The following is a 17,269-nucleotide window of genomic DNA, read 5'->3' on the forward strand; positions in this document are numbered from 1 at the left end:
CCTCAGGGGACCATCCAGCCGAGCACCGGGGTGGACTGCAGGGCGACCAGGACGCACATGAAGGCCAGCATGGCGATGCTCCAGCCGAAGACCTTGCGGAAGATCTCGCCCTCCTTGCCGGCCATGCCCACCGCCGCCGCGGCGATGGCGAGATTCTGCGGGCTGACCATCTTGCCGAGCACACCGCCGGACGAGTTCGAGGCGGCCATCAGGACCTGGTCGAGTCCGGCCTCCTTGGCGGTGGTCACCTGGAGGAGACCGAAGAGGGCGTTGGAGGAGGTGTCGGAGCCGGTCACCGCCACGCCGAGCCAGCCGAGGATCGGCGAGAGGATGGCGAACGCGCTTCCTGCGCCCGCCAGCCAGGCGCCGATCGAGCCGGTCTGCCCGGAGAAGTTCATGACGTACGCCAGGCCGAGGACCGCCATCACGGTGACGATGGCGGTGGCGAGCTGCCGGTAGGTGTCGCGGTAGATCGCCGCGACCGCGCCGGGCCGGATCCTCAGGCAGATCGCGGTGATGATGCCCGAGAGCAGCAGCATCGTGCCGGCGGCCGGGAACCAGTCGAACTTGATGCCGCCCTGGGCGCCGGCGACATCGCCGAGACCCGGGAAGACCACCGTCGGGGTGTAGTCGGTCCCGGAGAGGGTGAACGGCCGGTGGGCCAGCGCGTCCTTGATCGCGGGGATGCTGACGATCACGAAGATCACGATGATGATCGCGTACGGCAGGAAGGCCTTGAATATCTCGCTGCTGCTGTCGCGCACCTCATGCTCCTCGGCACCCGGGCCCGAGCCGGCGCCGACCAGCGACTCGGCACGGATCTTCTCGCTCGGCTGCCACACCCGCAGCAGGCCCACGATCACCACGGCCGAGACGAGCGAGGCGACGATGTCGGCCAGCGGGACGGAGATGTAGTTCGAGGCCACGAACTGCGCGATGCCGAAGCTGACGCCGCAGAGCAGCGCCGGGATCCAGGTCTGCCGGAGTCCACGCTTGCCGTCGACCACGAAGACCAGGATGAGCGGCACCACGACCGCCAGGATCGGGGTCTGGCGACCCACCATCGCACCCAGCGTGTCGACGTCGAAGCCGGTCTGGGTCGAGAGCGCGTTGATCGGAGAGGCCATCGCGCCGTACGCCACCGGGGCGGTGTTGGCGATCAAGGCAACCGCGGCCGCCTTGACCGGCTTGAAGCCCATCGCCATCAGCATCACGACGGTGATCGCGACCGGCGTACCGAACCCGGCCAGCGCCTCCAGCAGCGCCCCGAAGGAGAAAGCGATGATCAGGGCCTGGATCCGCTGGTCGTCGCTGACCTTGCTGAACGCCCGGCGCAGCACGTCGAAGTGGCCGGTGTGCACGGTCAGGTTGTAGACGAAGACCGCGTTGATGACGATCCACATGATCGGGAAGAAGCCCGAGAACAGGGCACCCTGGGCGCTGGACAGGAGCGCGTCGTCGACCGGCATCTCGAAGAGCGCGACGGCGACGACCAGAGCGACGCCCAGCGAGATGAGGCCGGCCAGCCAGGCCCTCATCTTGAGGCCGCCGAGAAGGACGAACATGGTGATCAGCGGTAGGGCGCCGCACAGGGCGCTCAGGACGAGCGAACCGCCGACCTGGTCGGGTACTGGCTCAAACATGGCGACTCCGAGAGTGTGGGGGTTTGTTGAGCTGTCGGGTGGATCAGATGGTGCGGTGGCGCAGCCCCTCGGGTGAGGAGCCGCTGATCGAGGCGTCGAGCACCTCGACGAGATGGGCCATGCCGAGCTGGTGCCCCTGCGCGGTGATCGCGGAGGCGACCTGGAGCAGGCAGCCCGGGTTGGCGGTGACGAGCACGTCGGCGCCGGTGGCGACGATGTTGCGCGCCTTGCGCTCGCCCAGCTCGCGGGCGGGCTCGGGGTTGAGGATGTTGTAGATGCCGGCCGAGCCGCAGCAGATCTCGCCCTCGGCGATCTCGCGCAGCTCGACGCCGGGGATTGCCTTCAGCAGGGCCCGCGGCTGGGTGCGTACGCCTTGGGCGTGGGCGAGGTGGCAGGCGTCGTGATAGGCGATGGTGAGGTCGAGCGGGTGACGCTCGGCGACCGGGCCGAGCTCGTCGAGGATCTCGGCGATGTCGCGGACCTTGCCCTCGAACTCCTCGGCCTTCGCGACGTAGAGCGGGTCGTCGGCGAGCAGCCGGGCGTAGTCCTTGAGCGTCGAGCCGCAGCCGGCGGCGTTGATGACGACGTGCTCGACACCGGCGTCCTCGAAGGCGTCGATGATCCGGCGGGCGTAGGTCTGGGCCTCCTGCTCGCGGCCGTTGTGCACCGAGAGCGCGCCGCAGCAGCCCTGGCCGGGCGGGATGACGACGTCGCAGCCCTCGGCGGCGAGCACCCGGGCGGTGGCGGCGTTGACGCCCGGGAAGAACGCCCCCTGGACGCAGCCGGTGAGCATGCCGACCACCGCACGCCGCTCCCCCGCCGCGGGCACTCGCTCGGGCAGCGGGGCCGCCTCGGTGATGGTCGGGGTGAGCCGCTCCATCGCGGCCAGGTGCGGCGCCATCCTCTCGAGCAGGCCGGTCTGCCGCAGGCACCGGTCCAGGCCGGTGCGCTGCAGCAGCCGGAGCGGACCGCGCATCGCCCGGAGCCGCTTGGGGTGCGGGAAGATCGCGAAGATCAGGCTCCGCAGCGCCTTCTCCTGGGGCGTACGCGGATGGTTGCGCTCGACCTGGGCGCGGGTCTGCTCGATGAGGGTGTCGTAGCGGACACCGGAGGGGCAGGCGGTCACGCACGACATGCAGCCCAGGCAGTTGTCCCAGTGCTGCACTATCGAGTCCGACATCGGCTCGCCCTCCAGGCCCTCCTTCATCAGGTAGAGCCGCCCGCGCGGGGAATCCATCTCCTCGCCCCACAGCAGGTAGGTCGGACAGGTCGGCAGACAGAAGCCGCAGTGCACGCAGTCGTCGAGCAGCTGCTGGTCGGGCGGGTGCTGCTCGTCGAAGGCACCCAGCTGCCGGATGTCGATGTCTGCCATGTCGGCTAGATCCCTCCTACGAAGCGGCCCGGGCTGAGCCGGTGATCGGGGTCGAACTCGTCCTTGACCCGGCGCATCAGGTCCAGGGCCGGGACCGGTCCCCACAGGTCCAGCTGCTGCTTGACCGCGCCGGGAGCGTCGAGGACGACGGCGCTGCCGCCGTGGCGTGCGGTGGCCTCGCGCAGCCTCGCGAGCGTCGTCTGGATCTCGGTGATCTCCTGCTCGGCCGGGACGGAGACGTACGCCACCCCGACGCCGGCCGAGCCGCGCAGCCCGTGCTCGCCGGCCGCCTCGATGAGGTCGGCGAGGCCCGAGAGGCGGAAGGTCACCTTGATCCCGAGATGCGTCTCGGTGTCGTCCCATGGATATCGGCCCCAGCCGTCAGGTGCGTGCTCGCTGACCTCGGAGCCGGGGAGCAGGTCGGTCAGGACGGCCGTACGTCCCGCCACGCCCTCCGGGCGTCCCTCGACCAGGACATCGACCCGCACCCCGCCGGCGGTGGCGTCGACCTCGAGACCTGAGGGCACCGTCTGGGAGTGCAGGACCGCCTGGGTGAGCTCGGCGGCGTGCGCGGCGTCGCGCGCGTCGAGGCTGACCCAGCGAGAGGTCTGCGGGACCGGGTGGAGCCGGAACGTCGCCTCGGTGACCACCGCGAGGGTGCCCATCGAGCCGACCAGGAGCTTGCCGACGTCGTAGCCGGCGACGTTCTTGACGACCTTGCCGCCCGCCTTGGCGACCACCCCGTCGGCGCGCACCATCGTCACCCCGATGAGCAGGTCGCGCATGGTGCCGGCCAGCATCCGCAACGGGCCGCTGGTGTTGGTAGCCAGGGTGCCGCCGACGGTCGCGCCGGCGACCGTCTCGTCGAGCGCGAGGCGCTGGCCGGCGGCGGCGACGTGGTCCTTCAGCCGGGCCAGCGGCGTCCCCGCCCCCACGGTGGCGATCAGGTCACCGGAGGCGTGCTCGCTGACCTGGTCGAGCGCGGAGAGGTCGAGCAGGATGTCGGCGGAGGTGGGCGGGTTTCCCCAGCCCAGCTTGGTGCCCGCCCCGGTCGGGACGACCGTCTCCCCCGCGGCCGCCGCGGCGCGCATGACCTCGGCGACCTCGGCGGTGCTCGTCGGGTGCTCGATGCGGCCGGGACGTACCCCGGAGATGGACCGTGTTGGTCTCGACACGCTCGCTTCGCTCACGGCTCGACCAGCGGGGGAATCGCTCATCAGAAGACCTCCGCCACGCCGGCCTGCTGCAACGGGTGCGCTCCCTGCCGCCGACCCGGTCGCTCCCCGCACAGCCGCGGGGTGGGGAAGATCTTGCCCGGGTTCGAGATCCGGTCCGGGTCGAAGGCGCAGCGGACCAGCTGCATCGTGTCGAGGTCGTCGGGGGCGTACATCTTCGGCATGTGGGCGGCCTTGTCGGCACCGACCCCGTGCTCGCCGGTGATCGAGCCGCCGTGCCGCAGGCAGAGGTCGAGGATCCCGCGGCTGACCTCCTCGGCGGCCTCCCCCGCCCCGGGGACGGCGTCGTCGAAGAGCACCAGCGGATGCAGGTTGCCGTCGCCGGCATGGAAGACGTTGGCGACGCGTACGCCGGAGCGATCGGAGAGCTCTGCGATCGCGCGCAGCACCTCGGGCAGGGCGGTGCGCGGGATCACCCCGTCCTGGACGATGTAGTCGGGGCTGATCCGGCCGACGGCGGCGAAGGCGGACTTGCGGCCCTTCCAGATGAGGACCCGCTCCTCGGGGGTCTTGGCAGTGCGGATCTCGAAGGCGCCGGTCTCCTCGCAGAACCGGACCACGTCGGCGTACTCCGCGTCGACCTCGGTGGCCGGGCCGTCCAGCTCGATGACCAGCACCGCGCCTGCACCCTCGGGATAGTCGCAGTGCACCGCGGCCTCGGCCGCCTCGATCGCGAGCGCGTCCATCATCTCGATCGCCGCCGGTACGATGCCGGCCGCGATGATCGCAGACACCGCGGCACCGGCGCGGTCGGTGGAGTCGAAGCCCACCAGCAGGGTGACCACCTTCTCCGGCAGCCGGACCAGCCGCACCGTCACCTCGGTGACGATCCCGAGGGTGCCCTCGGAGCCGACGACGGCGCCGAGCAGGTCGTAGCCGGGGCTGTCGGGCGCGTCCCCGCCGAGGCGTACGCGGTCGCCGCCGGCGGTGACGAACTCGGCGCCGAGCACGTGGTTGGTGGTGAAGCCGTACTTGAGGCAGTGGGCGCCGCCGGAGTTCTCCGCGACGTTGCCGCCGATCGAGCAGACCTGCTGGCTGGAGGGGTCCGGCGCGTAGTAGTAGCCCTCCGGCGTCGCCGCGCGGGTCACGTCGAGGTTGATGACCCCGGGCTCGACGACGGCACGCTGGTCCGCCCGCCGGACCTCCTTGATCGCCCGCATCCGCGAGGTGACCACCAGCACGCCCTCGGCATGGGGCAGGCTGCCGCCGGAGAGCCCCGTGCCGGAGCCGCGCGCGACGTACGGGATCCGCTGCTCGGCGCAGCACCGCACGATCTCGGCCAGCTGCTCGGCGGTCTCCGGGATCACGACCAGCGCCGGCGTCACCCGGTAGTGGGCCAGCCCGTCGCACTCGTACGTCCGCAGCCGGGCGCGGTCGGTGATCACGCCCTCGTCGGGGAGGAGCGCCCGCGCCCGCCGGATCAGAGTCTCCAGTGGTGCCACACCGGCCCCCATATTCCGTATCGTGGAAGCGATCTTCTACCCCCTGGAACTTTAGAGGACAGGGTCACGAAGGGCAATGGATTCGTGTGACTCAGGTCACCGAAAATTCTGCGCGCGTCGCTCGTGCTCGAGGCGGGCATGCCGCCCGGCGCTCGACCTGATGGCCGCCGAGGCACGCGCATTACTTAGGTGAGGCTAACCTGGACCCGCGTCCTCCCCCAGAAAGGCCCCGATGGTCACGTCCGTCCCCGTCCCCGGCAGTACGAAGCCGGAGTCACTGCGCCGCGAGATCCTCAGGAGACAGCGGCCCCGGGTCGTCGGCTCGGCCCTGTGTCTCGTCGGACACCAGTCGTGCGAGGCCCTCGTGCCGGTCGCCATCGGTCTGGCCATCGACGCGGCCGTGGTCAGCGGGAGCGTGCCAATGCTGACGCTCAGCCTGGCCGGGATCGCCCTGCTCTTCACGGTCCTCACGATGTGCTATCGCTGGTTCGCGCGGCTCGCGCAGGGGGCGGTGATCGACGAGAGCCACGCACTGCGCGCCGAGCTCGCCAGGAAGGTCCTGACTCCTGGCGCTAGCCGGCGCAAGCACGGCGAGCTGCTGGTGATCGCCTCCTCCGACGCCGACCAGTCGGCGGACAGCATCATCTGGGTCTCCGGGATCGTCGGCGCGAGCGCGGCGCTCGCGGTCAGCTGCGGCGTACTGCTGAGCATCGACCTGCGGCTCGGCGCCATCCTGATCGCCACCGCGGTCGTGGTCACCCTCGCGCTCAACGCGCTCTCGCCGCTGATCTCACGTCGGGTCGGAGACCAGCAGGAGAGCCTGGCCGGTGCCTCCGCGCTGGCGACCGACCTGATGGCAGGGCTGCGGGTCCTGCACGGCCTCGGAGCCCAAGACAACGCGACCGCCCGCTACCGGACGGTCAGCCACGCGGCCGAGATCGCGGGAATCCGCGCCGGCATGGCGAAGTCGCTGCAGCAGGGTGCGAGCGTGCTCGCCGGGACGATCGTCCTCGCCGTCTCCGTCGGCGTCGCCGGCCTGCTCGCCCTCGACGGGGCGATCACCGTCGGCGCGTTCGTGGCCGCCGTCGGCGCCGCCCAGTTCATCGCCGAGCCGTTGACGGCGATCGGTCTCTACCTGCAGGTGGGCGCCTCGGCCAAGGCGAGCGCGGGCCGGCTGGGCGCGGTGCTGGCCGAGTCACCGGCGCCCGCTGCCGAGCAGCCCTCGGAGGACAGCCGGATCGACCTCAAGCCCGGTGAGTTCGTCGGGATCGTCGCCGAGCCGGGCGACCTGGACCGGGTCGCGGCGGCGCTGCGCTCCCCCAACGGGACCCGGATGCACGTCGAGCCGCACCGGGCCGACCTCTTCGCGGGATCCATCGCGGATAACCTCGCCCTCGGCCGCGCGGACACCGAGGTCGACCCCAGCGACCCGAGCGACGCGGTCGACGCCGCCGGGGCCCGCGAGTTCATCGACGCCCAGCCCGCGGGCGTCGACGAACGTCTCCGCGACCGCGGGCTGACCCTCTCGGGCGGCCAGCGGCAGCGGCTCGCGCTCGCACGGGCCCTGCACACCGACCCCGAGGTGCTCGTGCTGGTCGAGCCGACGACCGCGGTCGACTCGATGACCGAGAACCTGATCGCCGACGGGATCCGAGAGCTGCGCCACGGCGACGCTCAGCCGGAGCGCACGACCGTGGTGGTCACCAGCAGCCCGGTGCTGCTGGCGAGGACCGACCGCGTGATCGTCCTCCGCGCCGGCGAGGAGCCGATCGACGGCACCCACCACGAACTGCTCGCGAGCCACGACAGCTACCGCACGAGGATCCTCGGATGACCGCCACCGAACCGCAGCACGTACGCCTGCCCCTGGCCACCGCGGGCGAGGTACGCCAGGCCCTGCGGCACTACGTCCGATCCCATCGGGTGCTCACTGCCACGACGATCGTGCTGGCCGCGGCCGCCGCACTCTCCGGCCTGGTCGCCCCGTGGGCGATCGGGCTCATGGTCGACGCGGTCCTGAGCGGCGGCGAGAGGAGCGAGATCATCACTCTCGCGGCCTGGGTCGCCGGGGCCGGTGCCCTCAGCGCCGTGCTCACCGCGGTCAGTGCCGCGCTCGTCGCCCGGGTCGGACAGCGAGTCCTCGCCCGGATGCGCGAGGACGTCGTCTCCACCGCGCTGCGGCTGCCACCCGGACAGCTCGAGGAGGCCGGGCGCGGCGACCTCGCCAGCCGTGTCGGCGACGACGTCGGCGTCGTCAGCGAGGTCATCGCGAGCCTGCTGGCACCCTGGGTCGGCGCGGCCCTGACCGTCGTCTTGACGATCGCCGGCCTCGGTGCGCTCAACCCCTGGCTGGCGCTGGCCGGCCTGGCCTCGATCCCGGTCTACGTACTGTCCCTGCGCTGGTACCTCCCCCGCGCCGCCCCGCGCTACAGCGCCGAGCGCGCCGCTTTCGGCGACCGCGCCGAGGCGCTCGTGTCGTCCCTGGACGGCCGCCAGACCGTGCACGCCTACGGCGCCGAGGACGCCCACGTCGCCACGATCACCGCCGCCTCCGACCGCGCGCGGAAGCTGTCGCGCGACGTACTCTGGTTCGCCACCGGCTGGGGCAAGTGGATGAACATCGCCGAGGCCGTCGGGCTCGGCGCGATCATCGCCACCGGCTTCGTGCTGGTCTCGACCGAGGCGGCGACCGTGGGCGCGGTGACCGCCGCCGCGCTCTACTTCCACCGGCTCTTCAACCCGCTCGGCCTGATCATCTTCAGCTTCGACGAGATGCAGTCCGCCGCCGCCAGCCTCCAGCGGATGATCGGCGTCATCGAGGCCGGCCGGTCCCTGGAAGCCGTACCTCCGGTCGCCGAGAAGCCGTCCGGCACGATCGAGGGCCACCGGGTCACCCACCGCTACGGCGACCACGAGGTGCTCCACGAGGTCTCCATCGAGGTCGCCCCTGGCGAGCAGATCGCGCTCGTCGGCCCCAGCGGCGCCGGAAAGTCGACGCTCGCGACGATCCTCGCGGGCCTGACCGACCCCGACGAGGGCGCCGTGTCCGTCGGCGGAAGCCCGATCGAGCGGTACGCCCGCACGCACCCCCGCCCGGTCGTGCTCGTCTCGCAGGAGGTGCACGTCTTCGCGGGACCGCTCGTCGACGACGTACGCCTCGGCCGTGCCGACGCCACCGACGAGGACGTCTCGAAGGCGTTGACCTTGGTCGGCGCGGACGAGTGGGTCGCGACGCTGCCCGAGGGCATCCACACCTCCGTCGGCGAGCTCGGCCACGCGCTCACCGCCGAGCAGGTCGCGCAAGTGGCGCTCGCCCGCGCCGCCCTCGCCGACCCCGCCGTACTTCTCCTCGACGAAGCCACCGCCGAGTCCGGCAGCCGCGGCGCCGCCCGCCTCGAGTCCGCCGCAGCCGCCGTCCTCGCCGGCCGCACGGGGCTCGTCATCGCCCACCGCCTCCAGCAGGCGCAGCACGCCGACCGCGTGCTCGTCATGGCCGACGGAGCGATCATCGAGACCGGCACGCACGAGGAGCTGTTGGAGGCCGACGGCATCTACGCCCAGATGTGGACCGCCTACGACGCCGGCCGCTGAGGCATCCGCCGAGATGGTCCCAGACGTTCCAGCCCATTACCGCTGGGTGGACGGGCTGAAACGTCTGGGACTACCTCGATCCCTACTCCTGCGGCGAGGCAATGTGCCGGCGGATCCCCGCCGTCACTGCTTCTTCACTCGCAGCGTCGCGAACACGTCGTTCGCCAGCTTCGCGCACTTCTTCTCCGTGTAGAACTCGCCCCGGCACTCGACAACGGTGTTGATGCCGGCGGCCTCGTTGCCGCCCTTGCGCATGACAACCCCGACGTACTCCCACCGCCAGGTGTCGATCTTGCCTCGCTCGTCTTTCCACGACGACTCCTGGCCCGAGGCGATGACGTCGTAGACCACACCGTCCTTGGTGATCGACGGCTTCTGAGTCACCGGCCCCCCGCCCTCCCGGATGTCCAAGGCGATCTTGACCACCTCACGGCGCATGTAGTCGACGTCCAGATCATTGCCCTCGGCGTGCGGGTCGTAGCTGTGGATCTCCAGACTGACCGTCGCCTTGCTCTTACGACGGTCGGGATCGCTGTCGTCATAGACGAGGGCGGCACTCTTGGAGATCGTTTCGTCCAAGGCTCCTGCCGGCATCACCGCCATGTCCTCGCCCTCCGGCACCGCCGTCCACCCCGTGCCCGGCAGCCTGACGGTGGCGGACTTGTAGGACAACGTGGACACCGCCGGCCATACGTCGGGGGTGGGCGACCCCGACGGTCCCCGAGAACAGGGCACCGACCAGGAGAGGCATCCCTCCTCCGACGGGCTACTCGACGGGCTGCTCGTTGGCTCGCCCTTGCCGGCCGCGGCGCCCTCGCCCCCTTGGCATGCCGTCGCGAACAAGGAGAGCGCGACGATCGTCGTCGCTACTCGCCATGACTTGAACTTGGCCACCCGATTGACCCTTTCAAAGCGCTCATGTAAGTAAAGCCGATTCAATCCGCGGTCGAGCTGACGGTCAAGCACAGGCCTGCACCTGCCCGCCCTCGAGGTCCTCGGCGACGGCCGCTTCGGTCGCCGCATCGGTGCGCGCATGCCGACCCGATCAAGCTCGCCAGTCTTCTCTTTCAGGCGCGATGGCGATGGTGCCGTTGGTCTCGATGAGGCGACGGAGGACGGTGCGCTCGTTGGGGGTGTCGTTGGGCTGGTGGAGGGTGAGGACCAGTTCACCCTCGTCGAGACGCGCGATCATCCCGTGGCCTCCGTCGGCGGGCCACAGCGGTTCGGGTTCCTGTGTCCAGGGGCCGGTGACCCGGCCGGTCGTCGAACGGGCGACGCCCATGGCGTATCCCTGCCTGCCGATGCTCGACCAGAGCATCACCAGCCCACCGTCCGCGAGGCGATGTAGGAACGGACCATCGGTGACGTACGCCGGAACGGGCCCTCCGGGCATCGGCTCGGCCCACGCGGCGGAGGATGCGTCGAAGAGGTGAACGGGCGTGCCGGTGGCGCATTTGAGGTCCGCGGACATCCGTTGTGCGTAGACCGCCCCGTCGCCGATCTGGATCCACTCGTGGCAGAAGACGATCCACGGGTCGCCGTCGTCATCGACGAACAGGGTTCCGTCGAGGCACTGCCATACGCGCGGCGTCACCGGGCCGTCGCTCCACGGCCGATAGGGCCCCTCGGGTGCTTCCGCGTTCAGCACCTGCGTGCCTCGGCGTCCGTCCGGTCCGGTGAACGTGGCGAACATGAACCAACCTTCCTGATTCCGGTGCACCTCGGGTGCCCAGAACTGACCATCGGACCAGAAGTCCGCAGGCGGCCGGAACGCCGGGTGGGGTCCGGACCACTCCTGCAGGTCGGCGCTGCGATAGGTGTCGAAGCCGATGCCCGGGCCTTCCCAGATGTTCGGGTCGGTGCTGCCGAACAGCAACCAGTCGCCGCTCGCTGGATCACGCACGAGGTAGGGGTCACGGATCTGGATCTCGCTCAGCCTCATCGCCGTCACGCGTCCGCACCGCGGGCGAGGCCCATGAGCCAGTCGCCGTCGATCCGGCCGCCGGTGAACGCGAGGATCTGGATCATCGGCATCGACCGCACCATCGCGAACTGCTCCTCCTTTCCGGAGGTGAATGCCTCCATCCGCTCGGCGAGAAGTGGGCCGGCGACGGGGTGCGCGAGCCAGGCGGCGACCGAGGAGCTCAGTGAGATCTGAGCCTCGACGGCATCACCCTCGAGCGTGATCGTCTGCTCCCTCGACACCTCGGCCGACGACTCGCCGACCTGGACCCGATACTCCCCCGCCGGCACGGTCCAGCGGTCGAGCTCGATGTCCCAGTAGGCGAAGGATCGTCGGTCGAGGTCGAGCGTGACCGTGGTGGACTCCCCCGCTTCCAGGCCGATCTTGCTGAAGGCGGCCAGCTCCCGTGCGGGTCGTCGGACCGGTCCGGCATCGGTCGCGATGTACAACTGCACGACGTGCCTTCCTGCCACGTCGCCGGTGTTCGCCACCGTGACCGACGCGGTCGCCGAGTCGGGTCCGGTCACGGTGACCGTCAGATCGTCGACTCCGAACGTCGTGTACGACAGCCCGTGTCCGAACGAGTAGCGGACCGGGGCCTCGACGCTCGTGTAGTGCCGGTAGCCGACCATCACCCCCTCGCCGTAGCGGACGTGCCCCTGCTCGCCGGGGAAGTTGAGGTACGCCGGGGTGTCCTGAAGCCTGAGCGGGATCGTCTCGGAGAGCCGTCCCGACGGGTTCGCGAGGCCGAAGAGCAGATCCGCGATGGCCTGCCCCCCGCCTTGGCCGAGGAGGAATCCTTCGAGGATCGCGTCGACGTCGTCGTGCCAACCTTCGAGGGAGACGACGCCTCCGTTGGACAGGACGACGACGGTCCGCGGGGCGGAGGCGGCGACGTCGATGATCAGGCGTACCTGCTCTGGCGGAAGGTCGAGCGAGTCGCGGTCGAAGCCTTCGGACTCTGCAGACTCGGGGATGCCGGCGAACACGACGGCCACGTCGGCAGTGGCCGCGGTGGCGACCGCGGCAGCGTGCGACGCCTCGTCAGCACCCTCGATCGTGAAGCCGGGCTCGAAGGTGACAGTGCCTCCCGCTGCTTCGGCGTGGGCACAGATCGCGTCGAGCGGGATGTCGACCCGGGTGGCGTTCACCCGCGAGCTGCCGCCGCCCTGATAGCGCGGTTCGGAGGCGAACGCCCCGATCACGGCGATCGACGACGAGTTCGAGAGCGGCAACGTCGCGGCCCCGTCCTTGACCTCGTTCCGGAGCAGAACCGCACTCTCGGTGGCCAACTCGCGCGCGAGAGCGTGATGAGCCTCGACGTCGATCCCGGACCCCACCGAGCCCGTCTCCACCGCGTACGTCCCGAGCGCCAGCACTCGCTCCGCGGCCCGGTCGACGACGGACTCCTCCAGCCTGCCGGACCTCACCGCCTCGACGACCGACTCGGCGTGCGCCGGCCCCGTTCCCGGCATCGCGAGGTCCAGACCGGCCTCCAGTGACGCGACCGCGTCGTGCACAGCGCCCCAGTCGGAGACGACCGCGCCGCGGTAGCCCCACCCCTCACGCAGGATCCCGGTCAGGAGCCGGTGGTCCTCGGAGGCGCGTACGCCGTTGATGAGGTTGTAGGAGCACATCACCGTCGCCGGGCTCGCCTCGGTCACGATCCGTTCGAAGGCGGGGAGGTGGATCTCGCGCAGCGGCCGCTCGTCGACGTCCGCGCTGATCTGCATGCGCTCGGTCTCCTGGTCGTTGGCCGCGAAGTGCTTCAGGGACGCTCCGACGCCGCCGGCCTGGAGCGCCCGGACGTAGGCCGCGCCGAGCACCCCGGAGAGCAGCGGGTCCTCGGAGAGGTACTCGAAGTTGCGACCGCCCAGTGGGGACCGCTTGATGTTCACCCCCGGCCCCAGGAGTACGCCGACCCCCAGCGCCCGGGCCTCGGCGGCGAGTGCCGCCCCCAGCCGTTCGGCGACGCTCGGGTCCCAGCTCGACCCGATGGCTACGGCCGGCGGGAAGCAGGTCGCCGGCTCGCTGTGGTAGATGCCGAGGTGGTCGGTGCCCTGGATCTGGCGGCGTACGCCGTGCGGGCCGTCGGTGAGGACGACCTCGTCTACGCCGGCCTCCGGCAGTGCCGCCGTCGACCAGAAGCCGCCGCCGCTCAGCAGCGCGGCCTTCTGCTCCAGCGTGAGTGTCTCCACGGTCATCGGTCGGCCGTCCTCTCGTCGTCGGCGCGCGCTGCCCCGGCCAGGGCGGCGCGCAGGTCGTCCGCGAAGCCGTCGCCGGCCGCGGGGAGGCGCTCCAGCGCCATGTTCAGGGTCATCTCGGCCAGGTGGGAGGCGCCGGCCTCGAACGGGACGCCGGGGACGTGCGTCCTCATCACCTCGAGCACGGCGGCCCAGATCTCCGGGCGCTTCTGGAGGTCACCCATCGGGGTGTCCAGGGAGAGCTCGGGCTCCTCGCCGTAGCCCGCCGGCGCCGGGTAGCGCCAGGCGTGGTCGCCGGGCCCAACCTCCTCGGACCGTCCGTCGGGGTACAGCGGCAGCTCGACGAGAGCGGTCGCGCCCTCGGGCACCGTCGCCTCGAGCACCACCACGCCGTCCTCGACGCGCCAGCTCACCTCGGCGGGCCCGAGCACCGTCTCGTGACGCACCCGGGCCGAGGTCAGCCCACCGCCCGGACGTGGCGCGATGCGGATGCGCCGCCAGCCGGGTTCGAGCCGCTCCAGCCCGCCGACCACCCGATGCATCCAGTCGGCGACCGCGCCCAGCGCGTAGTGGTTGAGCGAGGTCATCCCGGTCGAGTTCAGGGTGCCGTCGGGCAGCACGGCGTCCCAGCGTTCCCAGATCGTGGTGGCGCCCATCGTCACCGGGTAGAGGAACGACGGGCACTCGGTCTGCATCAGCAGCGAGTAGGCGGTGTCGAGGTGTCCCGTGCTCGACAGCGCATCGGCCACCAGCGGGGTGCCTGCGAAACCGGTCGAGATCCGGTGGTCGGCCGCGGCGACGATCGCCGCCAGCCTGGCGCCGGCCTTTCGCCGCTGAGGCTCGTCCAGGATGTCGAACATGATCGCGAGGGCGTACGCCGTGGCCGACTCGTCGGTGACCCGGCCGTTCGCGGTGACGAACTCGGCACGGAAGGCGGCGCGGACCCGTTGCGCGAGGGCCGCATACCGCTCGGCGTCCTGACGATGTCCGAGAAGGGCAGCGGTTCGGGCCAGCTGCGAGGTGGTGCGGCACAGGTAGGCGGAGGCGACCAGGTGGGGGTCGGTCTTGCCGCCGGCCGGGTTGTCGGGCGGTGCGTCGGGGTCGAGCCAGTCGCCGAACTGGAACCCCTCGCTCCACAGCCCTGCCTCGTCGAGCTTCCCCTCGACCTCCGTCATGAACGCGGTCATCGACGGGTAGGCCGAGCGGAGGATCTCCATGTCGGCGTACTCCTCGAACAGGGTCCACGGCAGGCTCACCGCGACATCGCTCCACAACGCGGCGGCGGAGGACTTCTGCGGGAGCACATCGGGCACGACCCACGGCACGGTGCCGCTCGCGGCCTGCTCCAGAGCGAGGTCACGCAGCCACGACCCGAGCACGCCGCGTACGTCGTAGAGGAAGGCCGCCGTCGGCGCGAAGGCGTTAAGGTCGCCGGTCCAGCCCAGTCGCTCGTCGCGCTGGGGACAGTCGGTCGGCACGCTGACGAAGTTGCCCCGCATCGACCACACCACGTTGCCGTGCAGCTTGTCGACCAGCGGGTCGGAGCACTCGAACCATCCCGTACGCCGCATCTCGGAGTGCACGACGACCGCCCGCAGCGCGTCGGCGGTGAGCTCGCCGGGCCAGCCGTCGACCTGGACGTAGCGGAACCCGTGGAAGGTGAGCTGCGGCTCCCAGGTCTCCGGTCCGCCACCACGCAGGGTGTAGCGATCGACGGCCTCGGCGTTGCGCAGCGTCTCCCGCTCGAGCTCGCCCTTCGGGGTGAGCAGCTCGGCGTGGCTCAGGGTGATGGTCTGCCCGGCCGGCCCCTCGACATGGAGCCTGACCCACCCGGAGAGCACCTGGCCGAAGTCGACGATCCTCGCCCCGGACGGCGCCGTCGAGATCGTCACCGGCGCGATCTCCTCGATGCGACGCACCGGCGGTGCGGCGCCGACCTCCAACATGCCGAGGTCCCGGTCGACCGGCTGCGCGGCGGACCAGCCCGAGTCGTCGAACCCCGGCGAGCTCCAGCCGTTCGGCTCGAGCCGCGCGTCGAACGTCTCTCCCGCGTAGATCCCGTTGCTGCGCACCCCACCCTCACCGACCCGGAACGACTCGTCGGTGCCGATCACGCGCTCCGTCCCGTCCGCGTAGGTCAGCACGAGGCGCGCCCAGAGGGCTGGGCGGTCGGCGTAGTTGTTGCGGCGCATCTCCCAGGTCAGCGGGCCCACCGCCCAGCCCTCGCCCACGACGGCGCCGAACGCGTTGGCCCCCTCGTGCACCAGCGAGGTCACCTCGAACCTGCTGACGTGGACCCGGTGGCTGTAGGACGTCCAGCCGGGTGCCAGCACCTCCTCGCCGACCCGGGTGCCGTTGAGCCAGGGCACGACGATGCCGAGCGCGGTGACCTCCAGGGTCGCCTGGCGGAGGCCGTCGCCGAGATCGAACTCGGTGCGGAAGTAGAGCGCCGGGCCGCCGTCGGCGGGGGCGTCTGCGCTGATGAACCGAGCGGGTTCGGGTGTCATCGCCATCACCGTACCGACTTCACGCGCATCACGGCGGCCCCGGCGAGCAACGTGAAGACGGCCGCGACCATGTAGAGCAGCGTGTAGTTCTTCTCGCCACCGGCGACGACGCCGAAGGTCAGCACGAGCGGTGCCAGGACCGGCGCCACCGCCTGGGAGATCGAGGTTGCGAACTGGTTGATCGCCACGAACCTCCCGGCATCGGTCTCCCGCTCGGGCATCACGTCGAGCAGCAGGGCCTGGTCGACAGCGGAGAAGAGACCGAGGCCGAGGGTGGCGACGAAGGAGCCGGCGAGGATGACGGGGAGGCCGGGTGCGAACGCCATGATCAGGGCGCCCGACGAGAACAGCGCACCGGCGAGGAGCACGAACGGCTTGCGACGCCCGATCCGGTCGGAGATGACACCGCTGGAGAGGGCACCGATCATGACCGCGACGACCGAGAGCCCACCGTTGACCGCCACGATCGTGCTGACTTCCTCGACGCCGCGGCCGCTGCGCGCAGCCAGGAAGTACGCCGTGAACGTCGTGTTGAGCGTCAGGCCGAAGTAGAACAGCAGCCGCCCGAGCCAGTTCCAGGCGAAGTCCGGGTGCCTGCGCGGGTCGAACACGAAGTTGGCCAGGATCCTGGACAGCGTCAGTGGCTCGGAGATGGGCAGGTCACGGCTGTCCTCGTCGCGGAAGAGCAGCACGAAGACCATGACGAGGGCACCGCCGAGGACACCGGGCACCAGGAACATCAGCAGCGGGCTCCCGGTCAGCGCGCCGCCGACGACCGCACCCGCGACCGGGGCGACCATCGTGATGAAACCGGCGATCCCGGACACCTTGCCGCGCTGCGACTCGGGAAGCCGGTCGGCCGCGACCGTCACCATGATGTTCAGCACCGTGTTCCAGCCCAGCGCCGCGATCACCCAGCCGACACCGAGCAGCAGCACCGTCGGCGCGACCGCCAGGACGAGCAGCCCGAGGAGACCGAGGATCGCTCCCCCGAGGATCCATGGGCGCCGTCGGCCTAGACGGGACCGGGTGCGGTCGCTGAGCATCCCGATGACCGGACCCGCGAACACCGTCACCGCGGCGGCGGTGCCGATGACATACCCGAGCTGCTCCTCGTTGTCCGGCGCGATCTGCTTGACCCGGATCGCGAGCGAGATCGCGATCGGGGTCACGAACGCGAGGAACGCGCCGAAGCTGGCCACGAGGTAGGTCCAGATGAACCGCGTGCTCACCAGCGGCAGGTCGTCGGTGGCTCGGGTCGGCGGTGGGTGTACGGACATGGGGACTCCTTGGTCGGTGGAGCTGCGGGGGG

11 protein-coding genes are annotated in these 17,269 nt (G+C 70.9%); 2 read left to right on the forward strand and 9 right to left on the reverse strand.

Features of this window, described 5'->3' with window-relative positions:
• Positions 1–2: 2 nt before the first annotated feature.
• The 4 genes from ACIRON_RS18245 to ACIRON_RS18260 are packed head-to-tail and all read right to left on the reverse strand — an operon-like array spanning position 3 to position 5,692.
• Positions 3–1,643: an L-lactate permease gene (locus ACIRON_RS18245; protein WP_402994070.1), complete on the reverse strand. Its 1,641-nt coding sequence runs from the start codon at positions 1,641–1,643 to the stop codon at positions 3–5.
• Positions 1,644–1,686: 43 nt separating this feature from the next.
• The gene (locus ACIRON_RS18250; RefSeq protein ID WP_402994072.1) at positions 1,687–3,015 is read right to left on the reverse strand and encodes a (Fe-S)-binding protein; all 1,329 of its coding nucleotides are present in this window, start codon (positions 3,013–3,015) and stop codon (positions 1,687–1,689) included.
• 5 nt (positions 3,016–3,020) lie between these two features.
• A complete protein-coding gene (locus ACIRON_RS18255; RefSeq protein ID WP_402994074.1) occupies positions 3,021–4,190 on the reverse strand; it encodes an FAD-binding oxidoreductase in 1,170 nt (389 codons plus the stop codon).
• A 41-nt stretch (positions 4,191–4,231) separates the two neighbouring features.
• Complete coding sequence (locus ACIRON_RS18260) at positions 4,232–5,692, reverse strand: FAD-linked oxidase C-terminal domain-containing protein (protein WP_402994076.1); 1,461 nt, start codon at positions 5,690–5,692, stop codon at positions 4,232–4,234.
• 232 nt (positions 5,693–5,924) lie between these two features.
• Here ACIRON_RS18260 and ACIRON_RS18265 point away from each other — a divergent pair, with 232 nt between their 5' ends.
• Positions 5,925–7,526, forward strand: a complete 1,602-nt coding sequence (locus ACIRON_RS18265) for an ABC transporter transmembrane domain-containing protein (protein WP_402994078.1) — start codon at positions 5,925–5,927, stop codon at positions 7,524–7,526.
• The gene (locus tag ACIRON_RS18270; protein ID WP_402994080.1) at positions 7,523–9,283 is read left to right on the forward strand and encodes an ABC transporter ATP-binding protein; all 1,761 of its coding nucleotides are present in this window, start codon (positions 7,523–7,525) and stop codon (positions 9,281–9,283) included. The genes ACIRON_RS18265 and ACIRON_RS18270 overlap by 4 nt, the downstream gene beginning before the upstream one ends.
• Positions 9,284–9,406: 123 nt before the next feature.
• Here the strand turns inward: ACIRON_RS18270 and ACIRON_RS18275 are convergent, their stop codons facing one another.
• The 5 genes from ACIRON_RS18275 to ACIRON_RS18295 form a co-directional block, all read right to left on the reverse strand.
• Complete coding sequence (locus ACIRON_RS18275; protein WP_402994082.1) at positions 9,407–10,249, reverse strand: hypothetical protein; 843 nt, start codon at positions 10,247–10,249, stop codon at positions 9,407–9,409.
• A gap of 79 nt (positions 10,250–10,328) precedes the next feature.
• A complete protein-coding gene (locus tag ACIRON_RS18280; RefSeq protein ID WP_402994266.1) occupies positions 10,329–11,225 on the reverse strand; it encodes a glycoside hydrolase family 43 protein in 897 nt (298 codons plus the stop codon).
• 5 nt (positions 11,226–11,230) lie between these two features.
• Positions 11,231–13,450 (reverse strand): beta-glucosidase, encoded by a 2,220-nt coding sequence (locus ACIRON_RS18285; protein ID WP_402994084.1) that lies wholly within the window; start codon positions 13,448–13,450, stop codon positions 11,231–11,233.
• The gene (locus tag ACIRON_RS18290) at positions 13,447–15,957 is read right to left on the reverse strand and encodes a glycoside hydrolase family 78 protein (protein WP_402994086.1); all 2,511 of its coding nucleotides are present in this window, start codon (positions 15,955–15,957) and stop codon (positions 13,447–13,449) included. Before ACIRON_RS18290 ends, ACIRON_RS18285 begins: the two co-directional genes overlap by 4 nt.
• 5 nt (positions 15,958–15,962) lie before the next feature.
• Positions 15,963–17,237, reverse strand: coding sequence for an MFS transporter (locus ACIRON_RS18295; protein WP_402994088.1), 1,275 nt, complete (start codon positions 17,235–17,237; stop codon positions 15,963–15,965).
• Between the last annotated feature and the right edge of the window lie 32 nt (positions 17,238–17,269).

It is taken from the genome of Nocardioides sp. NPDC101246 (assembly GCF_044767415.1).
GTDB lineage: Bacteria > Actinomycetota > Actinomycetes > Propionibacteriales > Nocardioidaceae > Nocardioides.

Excerpts from the sequence above, each read along its gene's own strand:
- ACIRON_RS18245 (WP_402994070.1), bottom strand. The coding sequence starts at position 1,643 with ATGTTTGAGCCAGTACCCGACCAGGTCGGCGGTTCGCTCGTCCTGAGC.
- ACIRON_RS18250 (WP_402994072.1), bottom strand. The coding sequence starts at position 3,015 with ATGGCAGACATCGACATCCGGCAGCTGGGTGCCTTCGACGAGCAGCAC.
- ACIRON_RS18265 (WP_402994078.1), top strand. The coding sequence starts at position 5,925 with ATGGTCACGTCCGTCCCCGTCCCCGGCAGTACGAAGCCGGAGTCACTG.
- ACIRON_RS18270 (WP_402994080.1), top strand. The coding sequence starts at position 7,523 with ATGACCGCCACCGAACCGCAGCACGTACGCCTGCCCCTGGCCACCGCG.
- ACIRON_RS18280 (WP_402994266.1), bottom strand. The coding sequence starts at position 11,225 with ATGAGGCTGAGCGAGATCCAGATCCGTGACCCCTACCTCGTGCGTGAT.
- ACIRON_RS18285 (WP_402994084.1), bottom strand. The coding sequence starts at position 13,450 with ATGACCGTGGAGACACTCACGCTGGAGCAGAAGGCCGCGCTGCTGAGC.
- ACIRON_RS18290 (WP_402994086.1), bottom strand. The coding sequence starts at position 15,957 with ATGACACCCGAACCCGCTCGGTTCATCAGCGCAGACGCCCCCGCCGAC.
- ACIRON_RS18295 (WP_402994088.1), bottom strand. The coding sequence starts at position 17,237 with ATGTCCGTACACCCACCGCCGACCCGAGCCACCGACGACCTGCCGCTG.